The sequence below is a fragment of the Variovorax flavidus genome (genome assembly GCF_030317145.1).
Lineage (GTDB): Bacteria > Pseudomonadota > Gammaproteobacteria > Burkholderiales > Burkholderiaceae_C > Variovorax > Variovorax flavidus.
Genome location: NZ_JASZYE010000001.1, coordinates 2,147,575 through 2,172,509 on the forward strand (window position 1 = coordinate 2,147,575; position 24,935 = coordinate 2,172,509).

The 24,935-nt window shown below is 62.8% G+C and carries 23 protein-coding genes and 1 pseudogene; 12 read left to right on the plus strand and 12 right to left on the minus strand.

Features of this window, described 5'->3' with window-relative positions; genetic code table 11:
* Positions 1 to 27 precede the first annotated feature (27 nt).
* The 3 genes from QTH90_RS10420 to QTH90_RS10430 are packed head-to-tail and all read right to left on the minus strand — an operon-like array spanning position 28 to position 5,854.
* Complete coding sequence (locus QTH90_RS10420) at positions 28 to 2,877, minus strand: ATP-binding protein (RefSeq protein WP_286664380.1); 2,850 nt, start codon at positions 2,875 to 2,877, stop codon at positions 28 to 30.
* Positions 2,843 to 3,961, minus strand: a complete 1,119-nt coding sequence (locus tag QTH90_RS10425; RefSeq protein ID WP_286664381.1) for an acyltransferase family protein — start codon at positions 3,959 to 3,961, stop codon at positions 2,843 to 2,845. The genes QTH90_RS10420 and QTH90_RS10425 overlap by 35 nt, the downstream gene beginning before the upstream one ends.
* Positions 3,962 to 3,976: 15 nt before the next feature.
* Positions 3,977 to 5,854 carry a CocE/NonD family hydrolase gene (locus QTH90_RS10430; protein WP_286664382.1) on the minus strand — a complete coding sequence of 626 codons (1,878 nt, stop codon included), beginning with the start codon at positions 5,852 to 5,854 and terminating at the stop codon, positions 3,977 to 3,979.
* 285 nt (positions 5,855 to 6,139) lie between these two features.
* Here QTH90_RS10430 and QTH90_RS10435 point away from each other — a divergent pair, with 285 nt between their 5' ends.
* Positions 6,140 to 6,304 carry a hypothetical protein gene (locus QTH90_RS10435; RefSeq protein ID WP_286664383.1) on the plus strand — a complete coding sequence of 55 codons (165 nt, stop codon included), beginning with the start codon at positions 6,140 to 6,142 and terminating at the stop codon, positions 6,302 to 6,304.
* Here QTH90_RS10435 and QTH90_RS10440 read toward each other — a convergent pair.
* The gene (locus tag QTH90_RS10440) at positions 6,295 to 6,705 is read right to left on the minus strand and encodes a winged helix-turn-helix transcriptional regulator (protein ID WP_286664384.1); all 411 of its coding nucleotides are present in this window, start codon (positions 6,703 to 6,705) and stop codon (positions 6,295 to 6,297) included. The genes QTH90_RS10435 and QTH90_RS10440 overlap by 10 nt on opposite strands.
* Before the next feature lie 96 nt (positions 6,706 to 6,801).
* Between QTH90_RS10440 and QTH90_RS10445 the strand changes: the two genes are divergently transcribed.
* On the plus strand, positions 6,802 to 7,788 hold the full coding sequence (locus QTH90_RS10445) for a quinone oxidoreductase family protein (protein WP_286664385.1): 987 nt from the start codon (positions 6,802 to 6,804) through the stop codon (positions 7,786 to 7,788).
* Between the two features lie 22 nt (positions 7,789 to 7,810).
* Here the strand turns inward: QTH90_RS10445 and QTH90_RS10450 are convergent, their stop codons facing one another.
* Entirely contained in the window at positions 7,811 to 8,731 is a 921-nt protein-coding gene (locus QTH90_RS10450; protein ID WP_286664386.1) for a LysR family transcriptional regulator, read from the minus strand.
* Between the two features lie 93 nt (positions 8,732 to 8,824).
* On the opposite strand from QTH90_RS10450, the gene QTH90_RS10455 reads away from it, so the two are divergent.
* Positions 8,825 to 9,853 (plus strand): PdxA family dehydrogenase, encoded by a 1,029-nt coding sequence (locus tag QTH90_RS10455; RefSeq protein WP_286664387.1) that lies wholly within the window; start codon positions 8,825 to 8,827, stop codon positions 9,851 to 9,853.
* On the plus strand, positions 9,853 to 10,824 hold the full coding sequence (locus QTH90_RS10460; RefSeq protein WP_286664388.1) for a Bug family tripartite tricarboxylate transporter substrate binding protein: 972 nt from the start codon (positions 9,853 to 9,855) through the stop codon (positions 10,822 to 10,824). Before QTH90_RS10455 ends, QTH90_RS10460 begins: the two co-directional genes overlap by 1 nt.
* 86 nt (positions 10,825 to 10,910) lie before the next feature.
* Here QTH90_RS10460 and QTH90_RS10465 read toward each other — a convergent pair whose 3' ends face one another.
* The 4 genes from QTH90_RS10465 to QTH90_RS10480 all read right to left on the minus strand — a co-directional run bounded on the left by QTH90_RS10465 (position 10,911) and on the right by QTH90_RS10480 (position 13,986).
* Positions 10,911 to 11,687 (minus strand): molybdopterin-binding protein, encoded by a 777-nt coding sequence (locus QTH90_RS10465; RefSeq protein WP_286664389.1) that lies wholly within the window; start codon positions 11,685 to 11,687, stop codon positions 10,911 to 10,913.
* On the minus strand, positions 11,684 to 12,544 hold the full coding sequence (locus tag QTH90_RS10470; protein ID WP_286664390.1) for a cytochrome b/b6 domain-containing protein: 861 nt from the start codon (positions 12,542 to 12,544) through the stop codon (positions 11,684 to 11,686). The genes QTH90_RS10465 and QTH90_RS10470 overlap by 4 nt, the downstream gene beginning before the upstream one ends.
* Before the next feature lie 47 nt (positions 12,545 to 12,591).
* Positions 12,592 to 13,182 (minus strand): hypothetical protein, encoded by a 591-nt coding sequence (locus QTH90_RS10475; protein WP_286664391.1) that lies wholly within the window; start codon positions 13,180 to 13,182, stop codon positions 12,592 to 12,594.
* A 207-nt stretch (positions 13,183 to 13,389) separates the two neighbouring features.
* On the minus strand, positions 13,390 to 13,986 hold the full coding sequence (locus QTH90_RS10480; RefSeq protein WP_286664392.1) for a TetR/AcrR family transcriptional regulator: 597 nt from the start codon (positions 13,984 to 13,986) through the stop codon (positions 13,390 to 13,392).
* A gap of 137 nt (positions 13,987 to 14,123) precedes the next feature.
* Between QTH90_RS10480 and QTH90_RS10485 the strand changes: the two genes are divergently transcribed.
* Together QTH90_RS10485 and map are read left to right on the plus strand one after the other, a co-directional pair.
* Positions 14,124 to 14,378 carry a ParD-like family protein gene (locus tag QTH90_RS10485; protein WP_286664393.1) on the plus strand — a complete coding sequence of 85 codons (255 nt, stop codon included), beginning with the start codon at positions 14,124 to 14,126 and terminating at the stop codon, positions 14,376 to 14,378.
* Positions 14,378 to 15,157: a type I methionyl aminopeptidase gene (map, locus tag QTH90_RS10490; RefSeq protein WP_286664394.1), complete on the plus strand. Its 780-nt coding sequence runs from the start codon at positions 14,378 to 14,380 to the stop codon at positions 15,155 to 15,157. The genes QTH90_RS10485 and map overlap by 1 nt, the downstream gene beginning before the upstream one ends.
* A 16-nt stretch (positions 15,158 to 15,173) precedes the next feature.
* Here the strand turns inward: map and QTH90_RS10495 are convergent.
* Positions 15,174 to 16,229: pseudogene (locus QTH90_RS10495) on the minus strand (aldo/keto reductase).
* A gap of 146 nt (positions 16,230 to 16,375) precedes the next feature.
* Between QTH90_RS10495 and QTH90_RS10500 the strand changes: the two are divergent.
* Positions 16,376 to 16,981, plus strand: coding sequence for a TetR/AcrR family transcriptional regulator (locus QTH90_RS10500; protein ID WP_286664395.1), 606 nt, complete (start codon positions 16,376 to 16,378; stop codon positions 16,979 to 16,981).
* A gap of 135 nt (positions 16,982 to 17,116) precedes the next feature.
* On the opposite strand, the gene QTH90_RS10505 is transcribed toward QTH90_RS10500, so the two are convergent.
* Both QTH90_RS10505 and QTH90_RS10510 read right to left on the minus strand, forming a co-directional pair.
* The gene (locus tag QTH90_RS10505) at positions 17,117 to 17,476 is read right to left on the minus strand and encodes a cupin domain-containing protein (protein ID WP_286664396.1); all 360 of its coding nucleotides are present in this window, start codon (positions 17,474 to 17,476) and stop codon (positions 17,117 to 17,119) included.
* 196 nt (positions 17,477 to 17,672) lie between these two features.
* Positions 17,673 to 18,668, minus strand: coding sequence for a LysR family transcriptional regulator (locus QTH90_RS10510; protein ID WP_286664397.1), 996 nt, complete (start codon positions 18,666 to 18,668; stop codon positions 17,673 to 17,675).
* Between the two features lie 140 nt (positions 18,669 to 18,808).
* On the opposite strand from QTH90_RS10510, the gene QTH90_RS10515 reads away from it, so the two are divergent.
* The 5 genes from QTH90_RS10515 to QTH90_RS10535 all read left to right on the plus strand — a co-directional run bounded on the left by QTH90_RS10515 (position 18,809) and on the right by QTH90_RS10535 (position 24,832).
* Positions 18,809 to 21,091, plus strand: a complete 2,283-nt coding sequence (locus tag QTH90_RS10515; protein WP_286664398.1) for an NADP-dependent malic enzyme — start codon at positions 18,809 to 18,811, stop codon at positions 21,089 to 21,091.
* A 332-nt stretch (positions 21,092 to 21,423) separates the two neighbouring features.
* Complete coding sequence (locus tag QTH90_RS10520; protein ID WP_286664399.1) at positions 21,424 to 22,233, plus strand: helix-turn-helix domain-containing protein; 810 nt, start codon at positions 21,424 to 21,426, stop codon at positions 22,231 to 22,233.
* 169 nt (positions 22,234 to 22,402) lie between these two features.
* Entirely contained in the window at positions 22,403 to 23,149 is a 747-nt protein-coding gene (locus QTH90_RS10525; RefSeq protein ID WP_286664400.1) for an SDR family oxidoreductase, read from the plus strand.
* Positions 23,150 to 23,271: 122 nt separating this feature from the next.
* Complete coding sequence (locus tag QTH90_RS10530; RefSeq protein WP_286664401.1) at positions 23,272 to 23,886, plus strand: TetR/AcrR family transcriptional regulator; 615 nt, start codon at positions 23,272 to 23,274, stop codon at positions 23,884 to 23,886.
* 70 nt (positions 23,887 to 23,956) lie between these two features.
* Entirely contained in the window at positions 23,957 to 24,832 is an 876-nt protein-coding gene (locus QTH90_RS10535; protein ID WP_286664402.1) for a DMT family transporter, read from the plus strand.
* The last annotated feature ends 103 nt before the right edge of the window (positions 24,833 to 24,935 follow it).

Here is a 24,935-nt window from a genome sequence, read left to right on the forward strand (position 1 = left end):
GGATGGCAAGAGCCTCTCTGCAGCGATTCAGCGATGCGTGAGCTGCTCGCGCAGCTCGCGAGCCTGCGCCATGGCCGCGCTTCTGCGATCGGGCCCGGCGCGCGCGCAGGTCTCGTCCAGCAAGCTGGCTGCTTGCTCAGGCCGACCCATGCTCGCCCACATCCTCGCGAGGTCCAGCGCGGCTCGAAGCTCCCAACCCATCGCGCCCTGCTGCCGGGAGGTCTCGATGGCTCGAAGGTAGAAGACCTCGGCTTCGTCGGTCGAGCCACGTTGTCCGGCGCGCCAGCCGGCCGCACGCCAGACTTCCGCCGCACTCCACAGGCCTTCTCCGCGCGAGACGCGCGCGATCGACTCGTCGTCGACCCAGTCGACGCAAAAGGTCACGAGCATCTCCCTGCGCGGCGCGTCATAGGTTGCGAGCCGATCGGACACTTCGCGGACGTAGCGACTTCGACTCTGCGCATTGCCGAGCTGCACTCCCTGGGAGAACCATTCGGCGTACCGGAGCCATCCCACCAGCCCCCTGCCCTGCGCGGCTTCCCTCATCATGGAGACCCATTTGCCGGCAAGCTCCAGTTCGCCCGACCACAGGGCGACCGCGCAGGCTCCATAGAGCCCGGCACAGAGCGAGACGGCGTTCCCGGCCGCTTCTGCACGCGCCACGGCGTCGCCGGCCGTCTCCAGGGCCTGCTCCGTTTCCCCCTGCACCCAGAGCGTTCGGCACAGCATGGCCTTCGCCGCGACGATGACGTCCACCCCGACCATGCTGGCCCGCGTGAGGCCAAGGCCGCCGCCCGTGCGGATCGCCGCTTCGCTGTGCTGCCTCGACACGTCGAAGCGGCCGCAAAAATGACTCGCCATCGCCATCACGCGGTGCGACAGATTGAGGGCCGCCGGGTCGGACCACGACTGTGCGACCGCCATCAGTTGCTCCGCCTGCTGCATTGCCAGCGAATGCTCGCCGCGAAACATGTCGTGCGTGGCCTTTCCCCAGCGGGCCTGCAACTCCAGCACGCGCACCTTGACCGACAGCGCTCCGGCAAGGGCCCGGTCGCAGGCGGTGTTCAGGTCCGCAATCGACCCTCCCGTGTGCAGAAGAGCGCTGATGAGGGCGGTATTCAGCCAGGTCGCCGTCTCCGTGTCCGGTTCGGGCTGGCGGTCGACCAGTTCAAGGGCAGCCGCCACCCTGTCGCGGTATTCCGCGACCTGCGATACATGGAACCACATCGGCGCGGAGGCAATGACGAGAGAAGCGGCCGTCTTCGCATCGGGCCGCTCTGACACGCAGGCTTCGAGCGCGAAGCGCACATCGTCCAGGTGGTACGCATACCGGTCGCCCCATGCCTGCTCCGTCAGCTTCGGCAAGTCTGCCGTGGCCGCCTTCATCAGATCGAGCATGAACCTCGCATGGCGCCCCAGCAACGCCGGACGTTCATCGCTCTGTGCCAGGAGCGCAGCGGCATAGCTTCTCGTCGTGTCCAGCAGGCGATAGGGCGCGATCGGATCGTTGCCATCGAAGAAGACCAGCGACTTGTTGGCCAACGAAATCAGCGCGTCGAAAGCCACCTCGGCGTCCGTGTCGCCGACGGTGACGCTGAGGGCGGATTCGACGTCGAAGCGGCCCCGGAAGACCGACAGCCGGCGAAAGAGCCGCAGTTCATCCTCGTTCAGGAGGGCAATGCTCCAGTCCAGCGCGGCGCCGAGCGTCCTGTGCCGCGCTGGCGCTGCCCTGTTGCCGACCGAGGAAGGCCGCAGGTGATCGTCCAGCCTGAGCGCGAGGTCACCGACGGACTGCACGCCAAGCCGCGCGGCCACCAGTTCGATGGCCAGGGGTATGCCATCGAGCTGCCGCGAGATCCGGGCCAGCACGTGACCATGCGATTCGCCGAACGCGCCTGCACCCGCCGCCCTGGCGCGCTCGACGAGCAGCTTGACCGCGGGCCAGCGCATCGCCTGCGCGAGCGTGATGGACTCTGCATCGGGAACCGCCAGAGGCGACAACCGGAGGACGAACTCTCCCGTCACACGCAGCGCCTCGCGGCTGGTCGCCAGGATGCGCAGGTCGGGCAAGGCCGTCAGCAGGCCGGTGACCTGCAACGCGAGCGTGTCCACCACGTGCTCGCAGTTGTCGATCAGCACAAGCACGTCCCGGCCCATCAGGCACCGATGGATGGCCTGGACGACGTCGGGCATATCGGCCGGCGCGCCCAGCGACCGTGCAAGGGTGCTGAGCACGTGATCCTGCGAAATCAAGGGGGCGAGATCGACGAAGGCGATCTCGGTGCCGTGCTTCAGTTGATGGCATTCCGCGGCCCGGATCGCGACGCTGGTCTTGCCGATGCCGCCCGTGCCGACGATCGTGACCAGCCGATGGGTGTCGAGCGACGCGAGAACGGCTTCCACGTCGGCTTCACGGCCGACGAGTTCGGTCAGTCGCACGGGCAATTTCGTGAACGAAAGGGAAACCGTCCGGGCCCCGCCTCGGGTCGACGGATCGAACGCCTCTTGCCGGACCCGGCCGTTGAACCGATAGCCCCGCAGAGGAACATTGGTGATCCATTCCTCGCAACCGTCGCCATCGTCCGGTTCGCCCAAGGCCTTGCGGAGCGTGGACATGTGCACGCGCACGCTGGCCTCCTCGACCACCACGCCGGCCCAGACCGAGGAGAGCAGTTCGTCCTTGCTCACGAACTCCCCGGCTCGCTGGAGCAGTTGCAGCAGGAGATCGAAAGAACGCGGCCCCAGCCGCACCGCCTGTCCCGAGCGTTCCAGCCGGCGCTGCGTCTCCCACACCAGGAAAGACCCGAAGTGCCAGCGGACGTCGGATGGCTTGTTGCCCTCTTCACGCATGATGGATGTGTGTTCGGCTCGCCTCATGGGCTGCTTCATAGGGAGGTCCTGAAGTCGTCGAGATCATTTCACCACCCGCATCTTCAACATTGCTGCGGTTTCCGGCATCGGTCGCGCGGCGCTTCGGATCCAGCAGCGGCCATGCCCTCTGGCGCCAATTCTTGATGGGGACGTCCACCAGATGCAGGCAGATCGCCGCCATCGTGAACGAAAAAACAATCGTCGAGCCCAGCGTGATCCACAGCGGCTGGGAGTCGCGTACCAGCAGCGCGAAAGGAAAATGCCAGAGGTAGATGCCATAGGACAACCTGCCGATGTAGACCATGGGGCGTGAAGCCAGGAAAGTGGACTTCGCGTGCTCCGCGGCATGGCACACGATCACGAAGGCGGCGAGTTCCGCCAACGTGATGCGCAAGGTCACCGCTTCCGTCTGGTAGCTCGTCGGCAGTGACGGGAGCGCTACAAGGACCGCAAGCGCCAAGGAAGCAACGATGACTGCATACCGGGACACCTTGAACCCGCTCAGCGCGGCAATCGCTCCGAGCACGATCCCGCTCATGCGCGTGTCGAAGCAGAAGTAGGCTTGCGGCCATGCCCACCTCATGGCCACGTAGTAGCGCCACGCGGTCACCGCCACGAATGCCGCCAGGAGCCAGGCGATCGGACGCTGCGTTCGCAGCAGCAATGGAAGCAGGAGAGGCCACAGCAGGTAGAACTTCTCCTCGACCCCCAGCGACCATGTGTGGCCGACCGTGTAGGGTAGTTGCCAGAAGGCCAGCGCATAGTCGTACAGGTAGAACCCGGCGAGCGCGGCAGACAACCATCGATCGTCCGACGGCCAGAGAACGGGAGCCAACACCACGTAGGCCGCCAGCACCAGCAGCAGCGTCGGGAAGAGCCGCAGGGCTCGCCGGGCGTAGAAGCGACCGATCTGGATGCCTCCGCTGCGGTATTCCGTCGCGAGCAGCGATGTGATGAGGTAGCCGGACAGGACGAAGAACATGTCCAATCCGACGAATCCGCCGCCCGCGCCCGGGACGCCGCAGTGGAAGAAGACGACAGCGACGACGGACAGCGCGCGAACCCCGTCGAAGGCTGGCTTGTACTCCATCGGAATGCGCCCCGCTCAGTTGCTCGCCAACGGATCCGGCCGGCACGGCTGCAAAAGGGTCCGGCCGCACTCGGGGTAGGCCTCCGGCCCTTTGACATCCTTCAGGACGCCGAATCGCACCAGCGAGTCGTAGCTCGCGTTGTGCAGCACGTGGACGCGCTGCCGCTGCGCGAACGTGTCGAACTGGAGGCCACCCGTCTGAGCCGGCGTGTCGATCCAGATCCGCAGACGCGAACCCTTGCGAAAGTAGTGCCCCATCTTGTTGATCTCGACACGCGCGAAGACCGGGCGTCCCGGGAACAGAGGCATGGACTGCTCGGGCCGATCGACATGCACCGGTAGCAGCGGGGTCGAGCGTGCGGTGTCGAGCGCACGGTTCGACAGGCGCAGCCAGCCGCGCTGCACATAGGTCTCCAGGCCGTCGGGTCGCAGTTCGGTGACGGTCACCTGGATGTCGGCGTCCCCGCCATTGGCCGCGACCCAGAGGTCGGCGCTGCCCGGCCCGTAGACCATCATGTCCTGACCGAGTGGTGCCGAGGTGTAGGCAACGCTCGTCTTAGTCCAGTCGGCGGGCAACGGGCCCCACAGCGTGGCTCCTCCGAGGTCGTTGACGGCCACGCCGGCACCTGGGTAGTCGAATCCATCGGCCGCCCCGGGAGCGGGCTTGTCGGCAAGGAGGCTCCCGGTGCCGAGGTGAAACTCCTTCACGACCAGATCGTCGGCCTTGATTGCACCCTTGCGCACCACCCAGCGGGCCTTTGGAGAAACCCGCCGCTCCAGCGTCTTGTCACCCGTCTCGAAGGCCTCCATCCATACGGTGGTGCGTGGCGTGTCGCGCTCGAATCCGTTGTCCTCGCCCTTGACGAACCGGTCGAGGAACCGTTTGGCCATGGCCTGGAAATCCCTGGCGAAGTACATGTCGTGCCGGCCGTTCGTCTGGACGAGCCACAGCCTGGACGGATCGAGCCTGGACTGGTAGTGGCCGCTGCGAGGCGTGATCGCCTGGTCCTGGAAGGCTTCGAGCGACAGCACGGGCACCTGGATGCGATCGGCAAGGCGCGCGAGATCGAAGCTGTCCATGTAGGCGTCGCGCACGGGGTGCGAGAGGAACAGGTGCATCAGGGAGTTCGTGTCCTCGGCCTCGAGGTTCTTCGCGACCTGCTTCAGGCAGCGCTCGTCGCCCTCCTCCCTTGCGGCCTGTGCGACCACCTTTTCCCAGTAGGAGCGGAAGGAAATCCGAAAGGGCGTGATGAATCCGGGCGCCGGCACACCACCGGGGGTCAAGGCATCACGAAAGTCCGTCAACGCCATGCCGGGCACGATGGCCCGGAGATGCGGTGGGTTGAGTTGCGCAGTCGCGAGTTGGGAAGACCCGCCGTACGACCAGTTGACCATCCCGATCCTTCCGTCGGACCAGGCCTGCGACGCTGCGAATTCGACAGCTTCGGCGCCATGCCTGCCGAGCTGCGGCCGGGTGTACTCGAGCTGCCCCCCGGAGCAGCCCGTACCCGCCGCGTTGACGCCCATCACCGCGTAGCCGGCCTCGACGAGCAGCTTGTCCAGTTCGACCGACATGGCCGTCTTGTATTTCAGATAGGGCGAGCCTCCGATCGAGCCGGCGTCGTACCCGTTGATGCTCAAGACAACGGGGAACCTGCCCGATCCCTTGGGCAGGAGCACGGTGTAACGCAGCTCGACCCCGTCGGCGGTCGTGAAGTAGCCGGCCACACGCTTCGACCAGAACGGCGCGACCACCCCGAGTTCGGGGAAATCGAAAGGCTGCGACACCGGCAGGCCGGTGCCGGGATCCAGCCCCGCGTCCTGCCCGTGCGCCGCCGGTGACGTGACGCATGCCACCGCGGATGCAAGGATGGCTGCGATGGCAATCTTCATGGTCGTTTCCTTCGGGGGCACCGAACGGCGCCGGGCTACTCGGTGGCGAGGACCGCGATGGCGGATCCTGATGGTAGGCGCGAGAGTCTGCAAGCGGTAGGCATGCTGATGGATGCACCGTGTTGACTTCAGTACACCAAACCCGGTGGCCCGCCGGAAACCAGGGCAGTGACCCAAGTCACATCGACCCCGTGCACTGCGTACTTCGCCAAACCGCGGCGGACGCCTAAATTCCAGGACATTGATATCGCGCACCGGCGCGACCCACCCCACCGCAGCATGGCCATGAAACTCTCTTCGCGCTGCCTGTTTTGGTCGACGAGCGCACTGTCGCTCGTGGCGATGGTCGCCTCGCTGTTGAATCCGGACCCCGTGGTCGCAGCTGACCGCATCTACTTGGGCGAGTCGGATAGCCAGGTCGCCCTGATTGAGCTCTCAGCTCAAGGGTGACTTTCAGCGCGATCAGACCGCGAACGACCCGGGGATCTTGGCCGGATGATGCAATCTGCCGTTTGATCAAGCTCGTCCAGTGCGCTCGCGTGGTGCTGACCCCATTCGCACAACGCCAGCAGCACCGGCTCGAGGCTGAGTCCGAGCGCGGTGGCCGAGTACGTCACGCGCGGCGGCACCTCGCGAAACACTTCACGGGTCACCAGACCGTGCTCCTCCATCTCGCGCAGTTGCTGCACAAGCACCTTCTGACTCACGGCCGGAATCAGACGAGCCAGTTGGGAGAGGCGCTTGGGCCGGTCGAACAGGTGGTACAGGATCACAGCCTTCCAGCGCCCCGAGATCACTTTGAGTGCACGCTCTGCCGGAAGGCTCGGCAGCCTCTTGATCGTTTCAGCCATGGACACCTGAAGGTAAGTAAGCCACCAAAGAGTGGGTATTCGTCTCCGCGAATGTACTGAAGAATCCGCCGCTCGTTCAGCACCCCACGGAATTCCATGACCACGACAATGAAAGCAGTCCAGTTCAACCGTTTCGGCGGCCCCGAGGTCTTGCACCAGGTGACGCTCCCCGTGCCTGCCCTGCCGTCCGGCGCGTTGCGTGTCCGGGTCCGGGCGGCAGGCGTGAACTTCTTCGAGACGCTGGTCCGGCAGGAACGCTATCCGCCCTCACCGGAGCTGCCCGTGGTGCCCGGTGTCGAGGTGGCCGGCGAGGTCGACGCGGTGGGGCCGGGCGTCGATGCCGGATGGATCGGCGCGCGCGTGGCTGTGCCGCTGTTCGCGTTGGGACGGCCCTCAGGCGGCTACGCCGAGTACGTCGTGGCCGAGGCGGCGTCGGTGATCCGGCTGCCCGATGGTCTCGCCTTCGAGGACGCCACGGCCTTGATGATCCAGGGTCTCGCCGCATGGCATCTCGTGCAACAGAGCCGGCCCTCGGGCAAGACGGTGCTGATCAGCGCCGCCGCCGGCGGCGTGGGGTCGTTGCTGGTGCAACTGGCTGCGGCCGCCGGCGCACGACGCATCGTCGCAGTCGCTGGCTCGTCCGTGAAGATCGAAGCGGCCATGGAGGTCGGTGCGCATGCCGGTGTCGACCACACGCGGCCAGGCTGGGCCACGCGCCTGCGCGAATCCGGCGGCAGCGTCGACATCGTCTACGACACCGTGGGCGGCCCTTTCACCGCGGACGCGCTCGATGCGCTCGCGGATGGCGGCGAACTGATGTTCGCGGCGCTGAACCGCTTCGAGCTGATGCCCCCGCAATTGGAGGCCATGTTCGAGCGGAACCAGTCGCTGCGCGGCTTCGCGTTGCTGCCGCTGCTCAAGCCCGAGACGTTGACGGCAGATGTTGCGGGGCTGTTCGAACGCGCCGCCAGTGGCGCGCTCAAGCTATTGCCCGCGGAACGCTTCAGCTTCGACCAGGCGGCCGCGGCGCATGCGGCCATCGAGTCGCGCCGCACGCGCGGCAAGGTCGTGCTCGTGCCTTGAGAACCGACCCGCCCCAGAAGGCTCAATCGCCCCACGAAGGCGTGGCGAATGCGTCCTGCAGCCACTGTCGGAGCAACGTCACGCGGCGCGGCAAATGGGAGCGAAACGGAGCGATCCACTGGACATCGGATTCAAGCTGCGCGTAGTTCGGAAGAACGTTCACCAACTTGCCGCTGCGCAGCAGATCCGTCACATCCCACAGTGGACGCAGCGCGATGCCGCTGCCGGATACGGCCCAGTCGCGCACGATCTCGCCTGAATTGCTGCGCAAGCTCCCGCTGATCTTCACTTCGATCACGCGATCGCGGCCGCCGCGTCGGTCGAGGCGTTGAAGTCGCCACATCCTGTCGAACACATCGCGCTGGGCCATCGCGATGCATTCATGGTGGGAGAGGTCGTCGGGCGTCTGGGGATGGCCGTGACGCTTCAGATAGGACGGCGCAGCCACGACCAGACGATGGTTGGGTGCCAGCTTGGACACCACCCACTGCGTGCTGGTCGGCTCCCAGAGCCAGATCGCGGCATCGAATCCCTCGGCCAGGAGATCGGGCAGCAGATTCGACAGGTGCAGCTCGACCGAAATCTCCGGGTAGGCCGCGTGGAAGGCCGCGATCTGCGGGGCCAGGTGAACACGGCCGAACCCGGCATTGGCCACGAGCCGGATCTGGCCGGTAGGCCGCTGGCTGCGGGCCGTCACCTGCGCTTCGAGATCCTCGAAGCGTTCGAGCAATTCAGCCGCCAGCGCCACGCAGAGCTCCCCTTCGTCGGAGGGGCTCATGCGGCGGGTGGTGCGGTGGAACAACTTGACGCCCAGCCGCTTCTCGATGGCTGCCAATCGTTTGGTGACCGCGGCCGCCGTCACGCCGAGATGTTCCGCAGCTGCCGCGATCCGGCCATGGTTGCGCACGGAAAGGACCAGGTTCAAGTCGTTGCGATCGATCATTACTGAATTCATGTTAGTAATAACATGAGATTCAGTCAATTGCCAGTTTGGAGTCTGGCCGCAATACTGCGGGCATTCAAATCAGGAGACCCCATGACAGAAAAACCCACCATCGGCCTCATGCTCGGCGACGTCACAGGCATCGGCCCCGAGATCGCGGTCAAGCTTCTCAGCCGTGCCGATACGCACGCACAGGCCCGCGTCGTGATCGTCGGCGACAAGCGCGTGCTCGATCTCGGCATGGCCGATGCCGGCAAGACGCTCAACGTCAAGGTGGTGGACAGTCTCTCGGACATCGACTGGAACGACGGCAGCATCCCCATGATCGATCGTGGCGACACGGACCCTGCGGCGTTCACGCGCGGCGCCCTGTCGGCAGACGCCGGCCGGCTCGCAGGCGAGACGCTCGGATGGATGACGGAGCGGGTTCTCGAAGGCCAGCTGGACGGAATCTGCTTTGCGCCACTCAACAAGGCGGCGCTGAACCGGGGGGGCTTCAAGTTCAACGACGAGCACGAACTGTTCGCGCATTGGAACAAGCACGAGGGCTACTACGGCGAGATCAATGTCATCTCGCAGTTCGTCACGTTTCGGGTGACGTCGCACGTGAGTCTTCGCCGCGCCGTCGACCTGGTGACACCGGAACGCATCAAGGGAGCGGTCACGCTCGCACACAGCACGCTGCAGGCCTTCGGCACCTCATCTCCCCGCATCGGTGTCGCAGCCCTCAATCCCCATGGCGGCGAATCGGGCCTGTTCGGTGACGAGGAATTGAAGATCATTGCGCCCACTCTGAAGAAGCTGGCGGAGCAGGGACTGCCGACGCAAGGCCCCCTGCCATCGGACACCGTGTTCCTCAAGGCCGTCCGGAAGGAGTTCGACGCCGTGGTCATCATGTACCACGACCAGGGGCAGATCGCGACCAAGCTGCTGGGATTCTTCGAAGGCGTCACGATCACCGGCGGTCTGAAGACCACCTACACCACGCCGGCTCACGGCACCGCCTATGACATCGTCGGCCAAGGTAAAGCGAACGAAGGCGCCATCGCCAAGGCGTTCCATTTCTGTGCGCGCATAGCCGCACACAAGAAGAACTCAGCTCTCGTTGCGGAGGTCGCGTAATGTTGAACCGCCGCGACATCCTGTCGGGTCTGGCCCTCGCCCCCTTGGCGAGCCTCTCCCTGGCGCAAGACACATACCCCGATCGCCCCATCAAGATGGTGGTGGGCTTCACGCCTGGCGGCGGCGCCGACGTGATCGCTCGCGTCATCGGGCCGTATCTGTCCAAGGAACTCGGCCAGGCCATCGTCGTCGAGAACAAGCCTGGCGTGGGCGGCAACGTGGCGGCGCAGTACGTGGCAGCGGCGAAGCCGGATGGCTACACCGTCATGATGGGCACGATCGCCGCGCTGGCCATCAACCCTGCGCTCTACAAGGAGCGTCTCGGCTTCGACCCCGACAAGGACTTCGCCGCGATCACGAACGCAGTGGATTCCAGCAACGTCCTCGTGGTGCCCGCACAGTCGAAGCTGATGGACGTCAAGCAGGTGATCGAAGTCGCCAAAACCGGGAGCCTCAGCTACGGCTCGTCGGGCATCGGGACGGCAGGGCATCTGGCCGGCGAGATGTTCGCCCTGCTGACGGGCACCAAGATGCTCCACGTGCCTTACAAGAGCGGCGGGTCGTTGATGACTGCGATCCTGAGCGGCGAAGTCGACATGTCGTTCTCCAGCGGCGTGACCGCCATTCCTCAAATCCAGGGAGGCAAGTTGCGAGCCCTCGGCGTCACCACGATGAAGCGTTCGGCCACCCTGCCTTCAGTGCCCACGATCGCCGAAGCCGGCGTGAAGGGCTTCGTGTCGAACAACTGGTACGGGCTCGTGGCACCGGCTGCGACGCCGAAGGCGGTCATCGACCGGCTGAACGCGGCGTGCGTCAAGGTGCTCTCCGATCCGGAGGTCGTGAGCAAACTCATCGCCCAGGCTTTCGACCCGTCGCCGATGAAACCGCAGGAGTTCGAGACGTTCATGCGCAACGAACGCAGCAAGTGGGCCCGGGTCGTCAAGGATGTTGCTATCAAGCTCGATACATAGGGTGCCGGTCAGCAACGCGATTCGAGCCGGGCATGCGGTGTGACGCTCAAGCGTCGTTTTGAGACGAGTCACCGATGTCCCGATGATCAGATGCCGGCGTACCACTCGTAGCCCCGGTCCTCCCAGTAGCCGCCCTTGCCGCCAAACAGTGCGCCGAATGCGTCGACGACTTCGATGCGCATCAGGTATTTCGCTTGCTTGTAGCCTAGCTGCCGCTCGACTCGCAGTCGCAGCGGCGCTCCATGCGCAACCGGCAGCGCCTTTCCATTCATGCCATACGCAAGGATCGTCTGCGGGTGGTAGGCGTCGAGCAGGTCGATGCTCTCGTAGTAGCGGCCACTGCCGTCGAGAGTCTTCTCCAGTTCGTCGGCGCAATGCAGCACCACATAGCGCGCTCCTGGCTTGAGGCCGGCGGCATCGAGCACGTGTGCCAGTGGAACCCCTTGCCATTTGCCGATGGCGCTCCAGCCTTCGACGCAATCGTGGCGCGTGATCTGGGTGCGGGAAGGAAAGCGTTTCAGCTCAGCGAGCGAGAGGCTTTGAGGGCGTTGCACCAAGCCGTCCACCTGCAGACGCCAGTCGACAAACTCATGCTCGAGCAGATGCGCATACTCCTCTGAGTCGGGCATCTGGGTGCCATTGGCCCGGAAGACTGGCGACAGGTCGGCCTCGGCGTATTCGCGCGCCAGTCGCTGGCGAGGCAGCAGCGCACGCTGGGTCGCCATCGTCAGCCTTTCAGTGTCGCGCAGTACGGCATCCACATCGGCGTTCTGGACCAGGCGGTCGCAGCCAGCGAGGGCAAGCGCTCCTGCCCCTGACGCAATTCCGGTCAAGAACCTGCGGCGCGAAGATTGCAGTGTCATGGAGAGACTCCTTCGTCATTGATCACGTAACGGCCACTGAGCATGGACCGCAGGTTGTTCCACAGTCCCGACACGATCACCATCACCACATGGACTACGACGAACAGGACCAGCAGGAACGCGCTGATGAAGTGCAGCGTGCGCGCGGAAGGGCGTCCGCCGAACAAATCGGGCAGGAAGTGAAATGTGGCGTCGAGCCCGGGCGACATCGTCAACCCGGTCAACACCATCAGTGGAAGCAGTCCGAACACGACCACCAAGTAGCTGAGCTTCTGCAGGACGTTGTAGCGTCGCGCCGCTTCGCCGCGAGCAAAGCGCAGCCGCGCATGGTCAAGAACCTCGTGCCACAAATGGCGGGCCGTCAGTTGACCCACACTCGGAAGAAAGTCGCGGCGAAAATGCCCGCTCCACAGCCCGTGCGTCAGGTAGATCAAGCCGTTGAAAACAAGCAGCCAGGCGAAGAACAGATGCCAGTGCCGGCCGGCGCCGAGGTCGTGGTACGACGGGATGGTCATCCAGGCCGGGAAGGCTCGTGAAGTGGCGCCATCGCCTTCCTCGGAGACGCCGAGAAACCCTGTGGTGCGAACGCTGACCGGGCCGATCTGAAGGAAGCCCTGCAGCGTATCGCCACTGGGCGTCGCACCTATTGCGATGAAGGCTGGGTCCGCATCGGCACCGTACTGTCCCCAGTACAGGCGCGGATGCGCATTGAAGATCTGCAACCCGCTCATCAGCAGGAACGAGAGGCACGCCACGTTCAGCCAGTGGGTGATGCGCACGGTTGCCGAATGCCGTCGAATGAGTTGTCGACGCGCCGCAGGTGGCGTCGTCACAGGGCTAGGACTCGAAATGGTCATGAATGATCCTTGCTGGCCAGCCGGGAGAACTGGCCAGGACGCGCTCCTTACATCGGGGGGACGACACCGTTCTTGCCAACAACCACCTGGCCGGCAGACAGGCTGCCGTCGGTGCCTTTTTCGGTGGAGACAAAGACCACGGCGCCCGGCTTGACGTCTTCAGGCGTGGCCGGCGCGAGGGTGACGACCGGCGTGCCATCGGGGATCGAGATCTTCTTCTCCTGGCCGTGATAGTTGACAGTCACGGTGCTGCCACTGACCGACTTGACGGCATCGGCGACGGTCGCGTTCGTCATGGTGCTGTTGGGCTTCAGGTCCCACCCAAAGCTGCCTTCGCCCATGCCTTTGAGTTGCGGCGGCAGGATCAGCACTTCCAAGGCGCCATCGCCGCCTTGCGCCTTGGGCAGAGACGCAATGCCCACGTAATCACCGGGCTTGATGTCGCCGATGCTCGCCTTCGCTACCGCCGAGACCTTCCACCCAGCCTTGAGCGTCACGGTGACGGGCTTGCCTTCTCGAGAATTCACCTGAAGTTGATCTCCATTCAAGGAGACGACGGTGCCGCGAACGCGTACCTGGTCAGCCGGTCCGGCGAAAGCCGGCGAAGAGACGTTGACGGCGAGCAGCGTGGTGGTCACCGCGATGGCGAGAAGCTTGGAGGCTTTAGAGAATTGCATTGTCATTTCCTATGCGACGCGAGGTCGCGGATTAAAGGGCGCGTCATTGAAAAGGCATCGAAAGCTGCGCCACTGTTCTTTCGAAGCAAGAGAAAGCCAGCAATCTCTATCTACTAGTTGATAGAGACCGCAGCTAAATGAAGGGGTAAAGGCCGAAGGCTATCGACCTCAATGCCGACGATCTGGCACCAACTGCCTCACACCCTGCTGGACAACCGTGGCAAACGCCTCTGGGTCGCCATGCACTCGGGCTGCCAGCATGCCACCGTGGACGGCGGCCATCAGCGCCTCCGCCTCTGCCTGCGGAGTCGTACGCAACCGGAAGACCCCCTTTTCGGCGCCCTCTTTCAAGGTCGCCGTCAGCCATGCGGCCAAGTCCGAAAAATGGCCCCGAACTTCGACGGCCACTTCGTCGGGAATCGCAGCCAACTCCGAACCAAGCATTGCGAAGATGCAGAACGGTGACGACGCGTCGCGAATGCAGCCCTCCCAGTACCCGGTGTATGCGCGAAGCCGGGCTAGTGGATCTGTCACCTGTTTTTCCAGCGCTGCCAAGCCCTCACGGCCTTGCTCGCGGTGCCGTTGAAGGACGGTTCGCACCAGTTCGGCCTTGCTGGGGAAGTGGTGGTGGATGCTGGCCTTGCTGATGTGTACTGCCGCCGAAATGTCGGCGTAGCTGAAGCCGTTGTACCCGCGCACTGCTAGGAGCGACCGGGCACATGTTGCGATCTCGGCTGCCCTGGGAGAGATTTCTGTTGAATCCATGTCCAGTAGTCTACCTACTAGTTGGATGACGTCAAGTGGTCGACTGCTTTAGGGCTCATCGAGTCCAACTACTCGACGAACGGCGAGACGTATACGAAACATATATACTTCGCTATCGTTTCGTATATGAGTCACTGATGGGTATCGTAAAAATTTCAGACCTGATGCACGAGAACCTGCGAGTAGCGGGGAACGCTCTCAGCAGGTCTATCAATGCACAAGCAGAGCATTGGATGCGAGTCGGCATGCTGACCGAGATGCACCCGGAGTTGGACCACAGAGAAATCTGCCAACTGCTGATACGTGCTGAACTGGCGGGGGGCCTGGATATCGCCGGGGCTGTCACGGCCCAACTGGGCAAACCCCGCGCATCCTCCACCGGAAAACACTAGTGGCCCACGGCATTTCCATCAAGTCCGCCGAGGACATCGGGAAGGCGCGGCGGGCCGGCGGGCTTGCTGCAGCGGTCCTCAGCATGGTCGAGCCCTACGTGGTACCAGGGGTGAGCACGGAGACGCTCGACCGAATCTGCCACGACTACATCGTGAACGTCCAGGGCGCCATTCCAGCCAACGTGGGGTATCTCGGATATCCGAAAACCATCCTGACCTCCGTCAACCAGGTTGTTTGTCACGGCATTCCCTCGCCCGACCGGATTCTGCAGAAGGGCGACATCGTCAACATCGATGTCGCCGTCATCAAGGATGGCTGGTTCGGCGACACCAGTCGCATGTACTTCGTCGGGGCCCCCAGTGTGTTGGCGCGGCGCCTGGTGGAGACGACGTACGAAGCCATGCTGGCGGGAATCCGGCAGGTCAAGCCTGGAGCGACTCTCGGCGATATTGGCCATGCCATCCAGTCGGTCGCTCACCGGGAGCACTTCAGCGTGGTGCGCGAATACTGCGGGCACGGCATCGGGCAGGTCTACCACGAGAAACCCGACGTGCTGCACTACGGACAGCGCGGGCAAGGGCTCAAGCTGGAACCCGGGATGGTCTTCACCATCGAGCCGATGCTCAACGCGGGCAAACGCGAAACCAGGCAACTGGCCGACGGGTGGACAGTCGTGACGAAGGACAGGTCTTTGTCCGCCCAGTGGGAACACATGGTCGCTGTGACACCCGAGGGGTTTGAAGTGCTTACGGCTTGGCCACCAAGCATTCAGTTGTGATCACTTCCCCTCTTTCTCACGCCACTGATTCCGCGGGCGCGTCGATGCGAGCGTCCATCCCGCCGGTGATGAGATCCCGAATCCGCGGGTCGTTGAGCACCGTGTGGGGATAGACCATCGGAATCGCGCTGACGTCGTCGAGAATCGCAGCCTGCTCGACCGACAGCCTCACCTCGGCTGCGGCGAGATTGGCTTGGAGCTGCAACAGGGTTCGTGGGCCGATGATTGGCAGCGCTCCCTTGCTGGCGACCCAGGCAATGGCGACCTCGCCGGGAGTCACGCCAATCTCGTCCGCGACAACGATCAAAGTGTCGAGGATCGCGCTGCGCTGGGCAGAGTTTTCCGGCTGGAACCCTGCACCCGCCCATGCCTCGTCCCGCCCCTTCTCGCGATTGCGCTCACGATATTTGCCCGTGAGCAGGCCGCCGCCGAGGGGCGAGAAGGCAACCACCCCAAGACCCAGCGCCCGGCTGACGGGGAGAAGCTCCTGCTCGGTCGCGCGTTGAACCAGGCTGTGCTCGACCTGCAAGCCTGCAATGGGAATGGCACCGCGCAGTTCGGCGATGGTGGCGGCCCGTGCGACTCGCCAAGCTGGGAAGTTCGACAAGCCCGCGTACAGGATCTTGCCGGCGCGGACCAGGTCGTCGAAGCCCCGCACGATCTCCTCGAGCGGAGTGACGCCATCATCGACATGCGCCCAATACATGTCGATGCGATCCGTCTTGAGTCGCCGCAGGCTGGCTTCGACTGAGGTGACCATGGCCTGCCGGCTGTTGCCGGTGGCAAGAATGCCGGAGCCAGCGTCCGTCTTGACGGCGAATTTTGTGGCAAGCACGAATTCATTGCGACGTCCGGTCAGCAGTTCACCCAGCACCTCTTCGGACTGGCCCTCCTGATAGCCGTTCGCGGTATCGATGAAGTTTCCTCCGGCCTCTGCATAGGCATCCAGGATCCGGCGCGCTTCATCGCGCTCCGCGCCATGACCGCCTCAGCGCGTGCCGAAGTTCGCTGTGCCGAGGACGAGCTCGGAGACTCGAAGCCCGGTGTGCTCGCCAAAAACCTTGTATCGCATGTCATTCCTTTGTAGTGGCGCGATGGAAGTCGTGTGCCCCAAGCCTCGCGCTAGAAGCTCGGGAAATTTATGATTGCGGTCACAATGTATATTGTATTAATGGCGATTGCAACTAAACTGAGAATCCCAGACCAGGAGTGCTTCGAATGCGTGTACCGAAAGAGAGGGCGGTGGAGAACCGCGTGTCGCTTCTTCAGGCGGCAAGTCGGCTATTCAGGGAGCGTGGGATCGATGGCGTCGGCGTTGCTGAAGTGGCGAGGGCGGCAGGACTGACACACGGTGCGCTTTATGCGCACTTCCCATCCAAGGAAGCACTCGCGGCCGAGGCTTTCTCGCATGGTTTCAATGCCAATCTGGCAGCCGCCCAAGGAGCAAAGCGCGAACGCCAGCCCACATTCGAGGAGCATCTGGACGACCTGCTTTCGCTTGATGCCCGCGACGGGATAGCGGTGGGTTGCCCCATGACGGCGTCCGCCAGCGAGGTTGCGCGGCAAGGAGAGGCCGTCAGTGCCAACTTTGCAGACGCCTTCGAGCAAGTCGTGAAGATTCTGGAAGTTTCACTGGGTGACGCGCTAACGCCAGTCAAACGCCGGCGGCTCGCAGTCTCGACTGTCGCGGCCAAGATCGGTGCAATCGCCGTATCGCGCGCGGTGGCCAAGTCGAACTGTGCGCTGGCGGACGAAGTCCTTACCGCCACTAAGAGGACGATGCTGAAGGTGCGAAAAGCTGAAACCACGACACGCCGCGACTAGCTGAACCGCAGGGGTTCGAGCAGCGAGGCGAGTACGAATCGCAGTGAACAGCGGTGGCCTTGATCGCGGCCAAGATCGGCAGCACGCCGCAGACATTGCCTGTCAGCGCTGGCTGTACGCGGCCGTTCACTTCACCTAAGCGGAAGATGAAGTCCCTTCCAACACGATGTCGCGCTCGCCGCCTGATTGCACCATGATGTACTCGACCAAATCGCTGGTTTCGTTCTTGACATGATGGAGAACCCCTGCGGGAATCGCGTAGTACTCATTTGCCTCGAGTTTGTATACCTTCTCGCCACGCTTCACCTCTACCGTTAGCAACCCGCGCACCACCATGAGCCGATCGCTGACATTCGAGTGGTGATGCCACTGCGTTTCGCCACCGGGGAACACAGTGGTCTTCGAGACCCAGCACCCGTCCTCCTTAAGCAATGTCTGATATTGGACCTTGCTGCTAGCAAGCGGAATTTCAGCATCATCGATTGCTGCCGTCATGAGACTTTCCTAATCATGGGAAAAATTATGCAACGGGCTAAATAGCAGCATTCCGGGGTTGGTATCAATGAAGACCGTAGCCGCCCCCTTCGTTCGGCGCCCAATTGACCCCGAATCAGGGGCTCACTCAACGCACTTCCGGCAGCGAAGCCTTGGGTGTGACTGGTCCGTTCTATCGTTCCCGTGCCGCACACCATCAACTCGACTCAACGCCGCGCTGCTTCCTTTTGGGCTCTGAATCTTGCAGGCAGATCTCGCGCAAAGATCCGGCAAACAGCTGTTCGGCTGCGCGTTGGAGCCCTTGTGCCCGTGTGAACATGGCAATGGGTGGCAGCGTCCAGTCGAAGGAGTACGGCACGATCACGACGCCCGTCGTGCGCACCAGTTCCTCCGCGATGTCTGCAGGCACGATGGACACCGCGCGCTCATTTGCTCCGACCATCTCACCAATCAGTTTGGACGAATAGCTCTCCACAATGGGCGACGGAGGCCTGAGACCGTGCGAAAGAAAGATATCTGCAACCTGGTCTCGCATTGGCGTGTGGGGCGCGCCAAGTACCCAGTCCAGATCTGCCAGCATGTGCCAATCCAGGCGAATTCGACCCAACCGAGCAGCCAGCCGTCGACTCGCAATCAGTCGTGGTTGCTGACGATAGAGAACCTCAAAGGTCATCTGCTCCAGGTCCACCGCAGCGGAGGCCCGGCCTATGACGATGTCGAGGGTATGGTCACGCAACTGCCGAAGCAACTGGTCACTCGTGCCTTCATGAATCGTAACGGTTAGTCGTTGGGATCCATCGGGAGACGTGCGCTGGATTGCAGCCGAAAGCAATTGACCGGAGATGAAGGCAACCACACCAATATGAAGGTGAGCCGCTCGCCCTGACGCGACTGTTTCCATGTCGCGCACAAGATGATCGAGGTCATGGACCATGGCTCGTGCCCTAGCAAGGACGACCCTTCCCAAAGCAGTCGGCACCATGCCGCGCGCCGAGCGATCAAACAAGGAGCCCCCGAACATGCCTTCCAGATCAGCCAGGGCATTCGTGACCGCGGGCTGGCTGCTCGCCGTGTGCTCAGCCGCACGCGTCAGCGAACCATGCTTCTCGATCTCAAGCAACAGGATCAAGTGCCGCATCTTGAGGCGCGCGCTGAGCCTCCTAACCGTGTCGCCCGGCTCGAATGGGCTCATAGAACTTCGATGCCATCATGAAAATATGATGTGACGATACTAAATCAAAATGATCTTCTGATGCCTTCTCCATAGACTTGTGGCGAGCCGGGACACAACGAACGACTCGGCGTTTCGGCGACACAAGCTAAGGACTGGACATGGACGATCGGCAAGCGGCATTGGACTATCACGAGTTCCCGACCCCTGGAAAGATCTCGGTGAACGCGAGCAAACCACTGGTCACGCAGCGCGACCTTGGCTTGGCATACACACCCGGCGTGGCCGCGGCGTGCGAGGAAATCGCTGTAGATCCGCTCAATGCATACCGCTATACGAGCCGCGGCAACCTGGTAGGTGTCATCACCAACGGTACGGCCGTTCTCGGGCTCGGAAACATTGGTGCGCTTGCATCCAAGCCCGTGATGGAAGGCAAGGGAGTCCTATTCAAGAAGTTCGCCGGTATCGACGTGTTCGACATCGAGATCAACGAGACTGACCCCGACAAGCTAGTGGAGATCATTGCCGGGCTGGAGCCTACCTTCGGTGGCATCAACCTTGAGGATATCAAGGCCCCCGAGTGCTTCATCGTCGAACGCAAGTTGCGTGAGCGCATGAAGATACCGGTTTTCCACGATGATCAACATGGCACGGCGATTACAGTTTGTGCTGCTTTCATTAACGGCCTGAAGGTGGTCGGCAAGGACATTCGCGAAGTCAAGGTGGTGACGTCAGGCGCTGGCGCCGCGGCACTGACCTGTCTGGACTTGATGGTGCACTTGGGCCTGCCACTGGAGAACATCTGGGCGACCGACATCGAAGGCGTGGTCTACCAAGGCCGAGAAACATTGATGGATCCAGACAAGGCACGATTTGCGCAGAAGACCAAAGCGCGCAAGTTGGTCGACGTCATCAAAGGGGCCGACGTTTTTCTTGGGCTGTCCGTCGGTGGAGTGCTCGAGCCGGAAATGCTGACGAGCATGGCGGAACGCCCATTGATTCTCGCGCTGGCCAATCCAACTCCGGAGATATCACCCGAGCTCGCCTACTCCTTGCGAAGTGATGTCGTCATCGCGACGGGCCGTTCTGACTACCCGAACCAGGTCAACAACGTGCTCTGTTTTCCCTATATCTTTCGCGGTGCGTTGGACGTGGGTGCGACGACCATTACGCGCGAAATGGAGATCGCAGCTGTCTACGCGATCGCGGGACTTGCCGAAGAAGAGCAGAACGAAGTTGTGGCGGCGGCGTACGGCGGCTACGGTCTGCCGTTTGGTCCCCAGTATCTGATTCCGAAGCCTTTTGACCCCCGTCTGATCGTGCGTATCGCACCCGCCGTCGCAAAGGCTGCGATGGAAAGCGGCGTGGCGACCCGCCCGTTGCCTGACCTGGACGCCTACTCGGAGCAACTTCAACAATTCGTCTATCACTCAGGTGCGTTCATGAAGCCGCTTTTCGCGGCGGCCAAGAAGCAAGTCCGCGAAGGGGGCAAGACCCGCATCGTCTTCACGGAAGGCGAGGACGAGCGCGTCCTGCGCGCTGTGCAAGTTATCGTCGACGAGAAGCTTGCCCGCCCGATCCTGGTGGGGCGCCCCGAGGTGTTGCTTTCGCGGATTCAGAAGTTTGGCCTTCGGCTACGCCTGGGGCAAGACGTCGAGGTGACCAGTCCTGACTACGACGAACGTTTCCATCAGTACTGGACGACATACTGGGAGCTGATGTGCCGGCACGGGATCACCAAGGAAATGGCGCGTGTGGAGATGCGACGTCGCTTGACGTTGATCGGAGCCATGATGGTTCGTCTCGGCGACGCTGATGGCATGGTGTGCGGCACAGTCGGCGCCTACCACGATCACCTTCGGTTCGTCGATCAGGTCATTGGCAAAAAGCCCGAAGCGCAGACCTATGCGGCGATGAACATCCTCCTGCTAAACGAGCGCACCGTGGCTTTGGTCGATACCCATGTCAATGACGATCCAACAGCCGAGCAGATCGCGGAATTCACAGTCGCGGGCGCCGAGCAGATGGCCTGGTTGAATCTGTCCCCCAAGGTGGCGCTTCTCTCGCGTTCGAACTTTGGTTCGGGCAGTTCTGCATCGGGGGCCAAGATGAGACGAGCCTTGGAACTGGTAATCGACAAGGCACCCGATCTCGAGGTCGACGGTGAGATGCATGGCGATTGCGCGCTGAATGAAGCACTGCGCCTGAGCATTCTGCCGACATCTCGACTCAAGGGCCCCGCCAATCTGCTGGTCTGCCCCAACGTCGACGCGGGCAACATCGCCTATAACCTACTGAAGACAGCAGCGGGTAGCAATGTGGCAGTGGGTCCCTTCCTCCTCGGAGTCAACGCGCCAGTGAATATCCTAACGTCGAGCGCCACCGTCCGACGAATCATCAACATGGCCGCGCTGACGGTGATTGACGCAAATCGAGTGCCATGACGCTAGACAGCGCCATGTGGGCAGGGGCGCAGTCCACTCCGCCCAAGTGAGCGCCGGTACCCTGACAGATCCCGGAATTCAAGCGATGATGCGCAAGGTTCTGGACAACCACCGGAACCTTTTGGATCGGATTGGTGTCGCAAGTCTCCGCTAAGGGTTCGGAAGTAGCCGCCCTATCCCTGCGCACCTGGCCGCCTCTCAAGGCACCGAAAGCACTCCCCCTTCACCGAACGATGTCACTGCAGGAACGATCCTCAGCCGAAGCACTCGACGAACGCGTGCCCGGCGAACTACTCGCCAGCAGCAAGGGGCGACCCTGGAAGGACCTGTTGGTGCAGGTCTTTCTTCGCCGGCCCGTCCAGGAGAGCCTGATCATTCCCGCGGTTCCCGAGCCGCTGATCGTCTGGGTGCTGTCGGGAAGCGCGGTTGTAGAGGAACGCGAGCTCGGCGGGCAGTGGATAGCAAACCATGTTCGCGCCGGCGACTTCTTCCTGACTACCTCGCCGAAGCCTTGCGAGTTGCGATGGGCAACCGAGGGCGAGGAGCCATTCCAGGTGATGCATCTCTACCTTGGGTTGGACGTCATGAAACGTGCTGTGCGCGACGTTCACGGTGCAGACCCGTTTGAATTCGTCCTGAGGGAGGTTTCCGGGGCGAACGACTCGGCACTCTCGATGTTCCTCAGCCAGATTCGCGCCGAGCTCATGGGACAGCGGCAGCCAAGCACCCTGATGGTTCAGGGTCTGGCGCAGGGCTTGGCCGTGCATTTGGTTCGTGCCTATGCCGACGCCGGGAAGCGCCCGGTCGCCCCGCGCGGCGGGCTACCCGCATTCAAGCTGCATCGCATCATCGCCATGCTCGAAGAGCGCCTTGACAGGGAATTCCGCCTGCAGCCCCTGGCGAGCGCTGCAGGCCTGAGTGAGTTCCACTTCTGCAGAGCGTTCAAGAAGACCACCGGCTTCTCCCCCTCCCGATACTTCATTCGCCTGCGCGTCGACAGGGCTCGCCGCCTGCTTCGCGAGACCAGCAAGCCGGTGATCGAGGTGGGGCTCGACGTGGGTTACGCAAGTCCGAGCCACTTCGCACAGGTGTTCAAGCGCGAAGTTGGCGTCACACCGAGCGAATACCGCGGCCGGGTCTGACCCTCGCCGTCCGACAGCAAAACTCCGACAGGGTCCGCAAGGCAGCGAGCGCTCCAGAAGCGCATCGCCGCGACCATTCATCCCGTGCTCAGCGAAGTTCAACGCTTCTCAAGAGGTTGATCGTTGAGGCGCACGAATCACAACTTGGATGAATGGAAAAAGGAACGTCATGGAACTCATTGGAAAAGTCGCACTGGTGTCTGGCGCCTCGAGCGGCATCGGCGCCGCAACCGCTCGCAAGCTGGCGGCCAACGGCGTAAAGGTAGGGGTTGCCGCCCGACGTCTGGACCGCCTGGAGCAACTCGTTGCCGAGATCCGCGCCGCGGGAGGTGAGGCCGTGGCGATCGCCATGGACGTCACCGACCCTGCGGCAGTCGCTGCCGGGGTCAAGAAGCTGGCCGACACCTACGGCGCGATCGACATCGCGTTCAACAACGCCGGACTGATGCCGATCTCGGACGTCGAGAGCCTGAAGACGGACGAATGGCACCGCATGATGGACGTCAACGTCAAGGGCCTGCTGAACACGACGGCCGAAGTTCTGCCCTACATGAAGAAGCAAGGTGGCGGGCACATCGTCAACACCTCGTCGATCGCCGGGCGGAAGGTGTTCCCGGGCCTCGCGGTCTACTGCTCCAGCAAGCACGCGGTGACCGCGTTCTCGGAAGGTCTTCGACTGGAGGTTGCGCCCAAGCACAACATCCGGGTCACCTGCATTCAGCCAGGCGCGGTCGAGTCCGAGTTGTTCGAGCACATCTCCGACGAGAAGTACCGCGAGCAGATGGAGCAGTTGAAGGATCAGATGACCTTCCTCAAGGCCGAGGACATCGCGGACACGATCCTGTTCGCACTGAAGGCGCCGAAGCACGTGAATGTGGCAGAGGTCTTCGTGCTGCCCACCACACAACCCTGGTAAGCCCCGCGGCCCGGTGGCCGCTGCCGGATTCTCCGCGAAAGCAGGATGGCCGACAGCGTTCCACCACCGCAGTGCCGGCGGCGCCTCCCCACTTTCTGGACTGTTTGGTTTATATTATGGACATGAAGCAAATCGTCGCAGCACAGGCACCGCGCGGGCGTCCGCGCCAGTTCGAATACGGCGAGGTCGTGGAGCGGGCTATGGATGTCTTCTGGTCAAACGGCTACAACGGCACTTCCCTGCCAGCCTTGCTTGACGCGACAAAGCTCTCGCGCGGCAGTCTCTATGGCGCATTCGGCGACAAACATGACCTTTTCCTGCTAGCGCTCGATCGCTACATCGCCGACTCACTGGCTCGTGTCGACGTCGAGCTCGGCGGGCAAGAGGGCGCGATGGCTGGCCTGCGAGTCTTTCTATCCGGCTACGTTGACCGCACCAGCGGTGTTGCTGGCAAGCGCGGATGCCTGGTCGTCGCGACGACGATGGAGCTTGTTGCGCAGGACGTCCAGGTGGCCCAACGTATCCGTCGCTTCTTCAAGGCAATGGAGCAGAAGATTGGCGCGGCATTCGAGCGAGCCCAAAGTCTGGACGAGCTGGCCGAGGGTGTCGACCCTGCCACCGCCGCGCGCATTGTGCTCTGCATGGTCGAAGGTTTGCGCGTGGTGGGCAAGACCGGCGTCGAGCGCGCCATGCAGCAATCGACGGTTGACGCTTTGCTCGACCGCTTGACCAAGTAGAGGTCCGTGTGGAAATCCAGAAGGTTCCGCATATCTATTTTTGTACCAAACGGTCTTAAAAGACGCTGTCATGTCGCTGATCCAGATTTCCTGCGCCCTGCTGGTTCCCCTGCTGTGGGGATTCCAGTTCGTCGTCATTAAGACGGGCCTGGTGGCGTTTCCACCCTTGTTCTTTGTTGGCGTGCGCTTTGCCGTTATCGCCGCGCTGCTCCTGCCCTTCGTTGGTCGACCCACCCGGCGCGAGCTCGGTCCGATGGTCCTCATCTCGATCTTCCTGGGAGGACTGAACTTTGCGCTGACGTTTGTCGGACTGGCGTACGGTCGTGCAGGCGTGCTGGCGGTGGCTCAGCAGTTGTCCACACCGTTCACCGTGCTGTTGGCGTGGCCGTTTCTCGGGGAGCGGCCGTCCCTGCGCATGATGCTCGGTCTGGTCGTTGCGTTGGGCGGCGTTGCGCTGTCCTCGGCCGGGTCGGATGCCTCGGTGGCGCTGCTCCCGGTCTGGCTCATCATCGGCGGCGGTCTGGCGCTGGCGGTCGGCAATGTGCTGACCAAGCACCACGGCCCCTTTGAACCGTTGAAGCTCATGGCGTGGATGGCGCTTCTCACGGTGCCGCAGGTCATGGCGGCCTCTGCCCTCATCGAGCACGGTCAGCTGGCTGCGCTACGCAACGCCTCAGCCACTGCGTGGTGGGCCTTGGCCTACACCGTTTTTCTGGGCGGGATCGCGGGCTTCGGTCTGTGGTTCTGGTTGATCAGGGCGTGCTCTATGACGCAGGTGGCGCCCTATGCCCTGCTCCAACCGGTCTTCGCAGTCGCTGCGGGCGTGCTCTTCCTGCACGAGCCGTTGAGCGTGGCCCTGGTTGCGGGGATGTTGATGTGCATCACCGGCGTGGCGATCACACAGCGCCGACGCTTCGCTGGAACTGGCGAAGGGCCTGCGCGTTGAGGCACTGCATCCACAGTCCGATTCAACTCTCGAATAGCAAATCGCAATGCTTACCTACAAACCCATCAACGCGGCTCGTGCCGCAATTCTCCAGAAGTAAAGG

Coding starts and splice junctions, on each gene's coding strand:
- QTH90_RS10485 (WP_286664393.1), top strand. CDS start 14,124: ATGGGTATCGTAAAAATTTCAGACCTGATGCACGAGAACCTGCGAGTA.
- QTH90_RS10445 (WP_286664385.1), top strand. CDS start 6,802: ATGACCACGACAATGAAAGCAGTCCAGTTCAACCGTTTCGGCGGCCCC.
- QTH90_RS10450 (WP_286664386.1), bottom strand. CDS start 8,731: ATGATCGATCGCAACGACTTGAACCTGGTCCTTTCCGTGCGCAACCAT.
- QTH90_RS10525 (WP_286664400.1), top strand. CDS start 22,403: ATGGAACTCATTGGAAAAGTCGCACTGGTGTCTGGCGCCTCGAGCGGC.
- QTH90_RS10425 (WP_286664381.1), bottom strand. CDS start 3,961: ATGGAGTACAAGCCAGCCTTCGACGGGGTTCGCGCGCTGTCCGTCGTC.
- QTH90_RS10455 (WP_286664387.1), top strand. CDS start 8,825: ATGACAGAAAAACCCACCATCGGCCTCATGCTCGGCGACGTCACAGGC.
- QTH90_RS10470 (WP_286664390.1), bottom strand. CDS start 12,544: ATGACCATTTCGAGTCCTAGCCCTGTGACGACGCCACCTGCGGCGCGT.
- QTH90_RS10480 (WP_286664392.1), bottom strand. CDS start 13,986: ATGGATTCAACAGAAATCTCTCCCAGGGCAGCCGAGATCGCAACATGT.
- QTH90_RS10440 (WP_286664384.1), bottom strand. CDS start 6,705: ATGGCTGAAACGATCAAGAGGCTGCCGAGCCTTCCGGCAGAGCGTGCA.
- QTH90_RS10465 (WP_286664389.1), bottom strand. CDS start 11,687: ATGACACTGCAATCTTCGCGCCGCAGGTTCTTGACCGGAATTGCGTCA.
- QTH90_RS10420 (WP_286664380.1), bottom strand. CDS start 2,877: ATGAGGCGAGCCGAACACACATCCATCATGCGTGAAGAGGGCAACAAG.
- QTH90_RS10530 (WP_286664401.1), top strand. CDS start 23,272: ATGAAGCAAATCGTCGCAGCACAGGCACCGCGCGGGCGTCCGCGCCAG.
- QTH90_RS10430 (WP_286664382.1), bottom strand. CDS start 5,854: ATGAAGATTGCCATCGCAGCCATCCTTGCATCCGCGGTGGCATGCGTC.
- QTH90_RS10500 (WP_286664395.1), top strand. CDS start 16,376: ATGCGTGTACCGAAAGAGAGGGCGGTGGAGAACCGCGTGTCGCTTCTT.
- QTH90_RS10460 (WP_286664388.1), top strand. CDS start 9,853: ATGTTGAACCGCCGCGACATCCTGTCGGGTCTGGCCCTCGCCCCCTTG.
- QTH90_RS10535 (WP_286664402.1), top strand. CDS start 23,957: ATGTCGCTGATCCAGATTTCCTGCGCCCTGCTGGTTCCCCTGCTGTGG.
- QTH90_RS10515 (WP_286664398.1), top strand. CDS start 18,809: ATGGACGATCGGCAAGCGGCATTGGACTATCACGAGTTCCCGACCCCT.
- QTH90_RS10505 (WP_286664396.1), bottom strand. CDS start 17,476: ATGACGGCAGCAATCGATGATGCTGAAATTCCGCTTGCTAGCAGCAAG.
- QTH90_RS10510 (WP_286664397.1), bottom strand. CDS start 18,668: ATGAGCCCATTCGAGCCGGGCGACACGGTTAGGAGGCTCAGCGCGCGC.
- QTH90_RS10435 (WP_286664383.1), top strand. CDS start 6,140: ATGAAACTCTCTTCGCGCTGCCTGTTTTGGTCGACGAGCGCACTGTCG.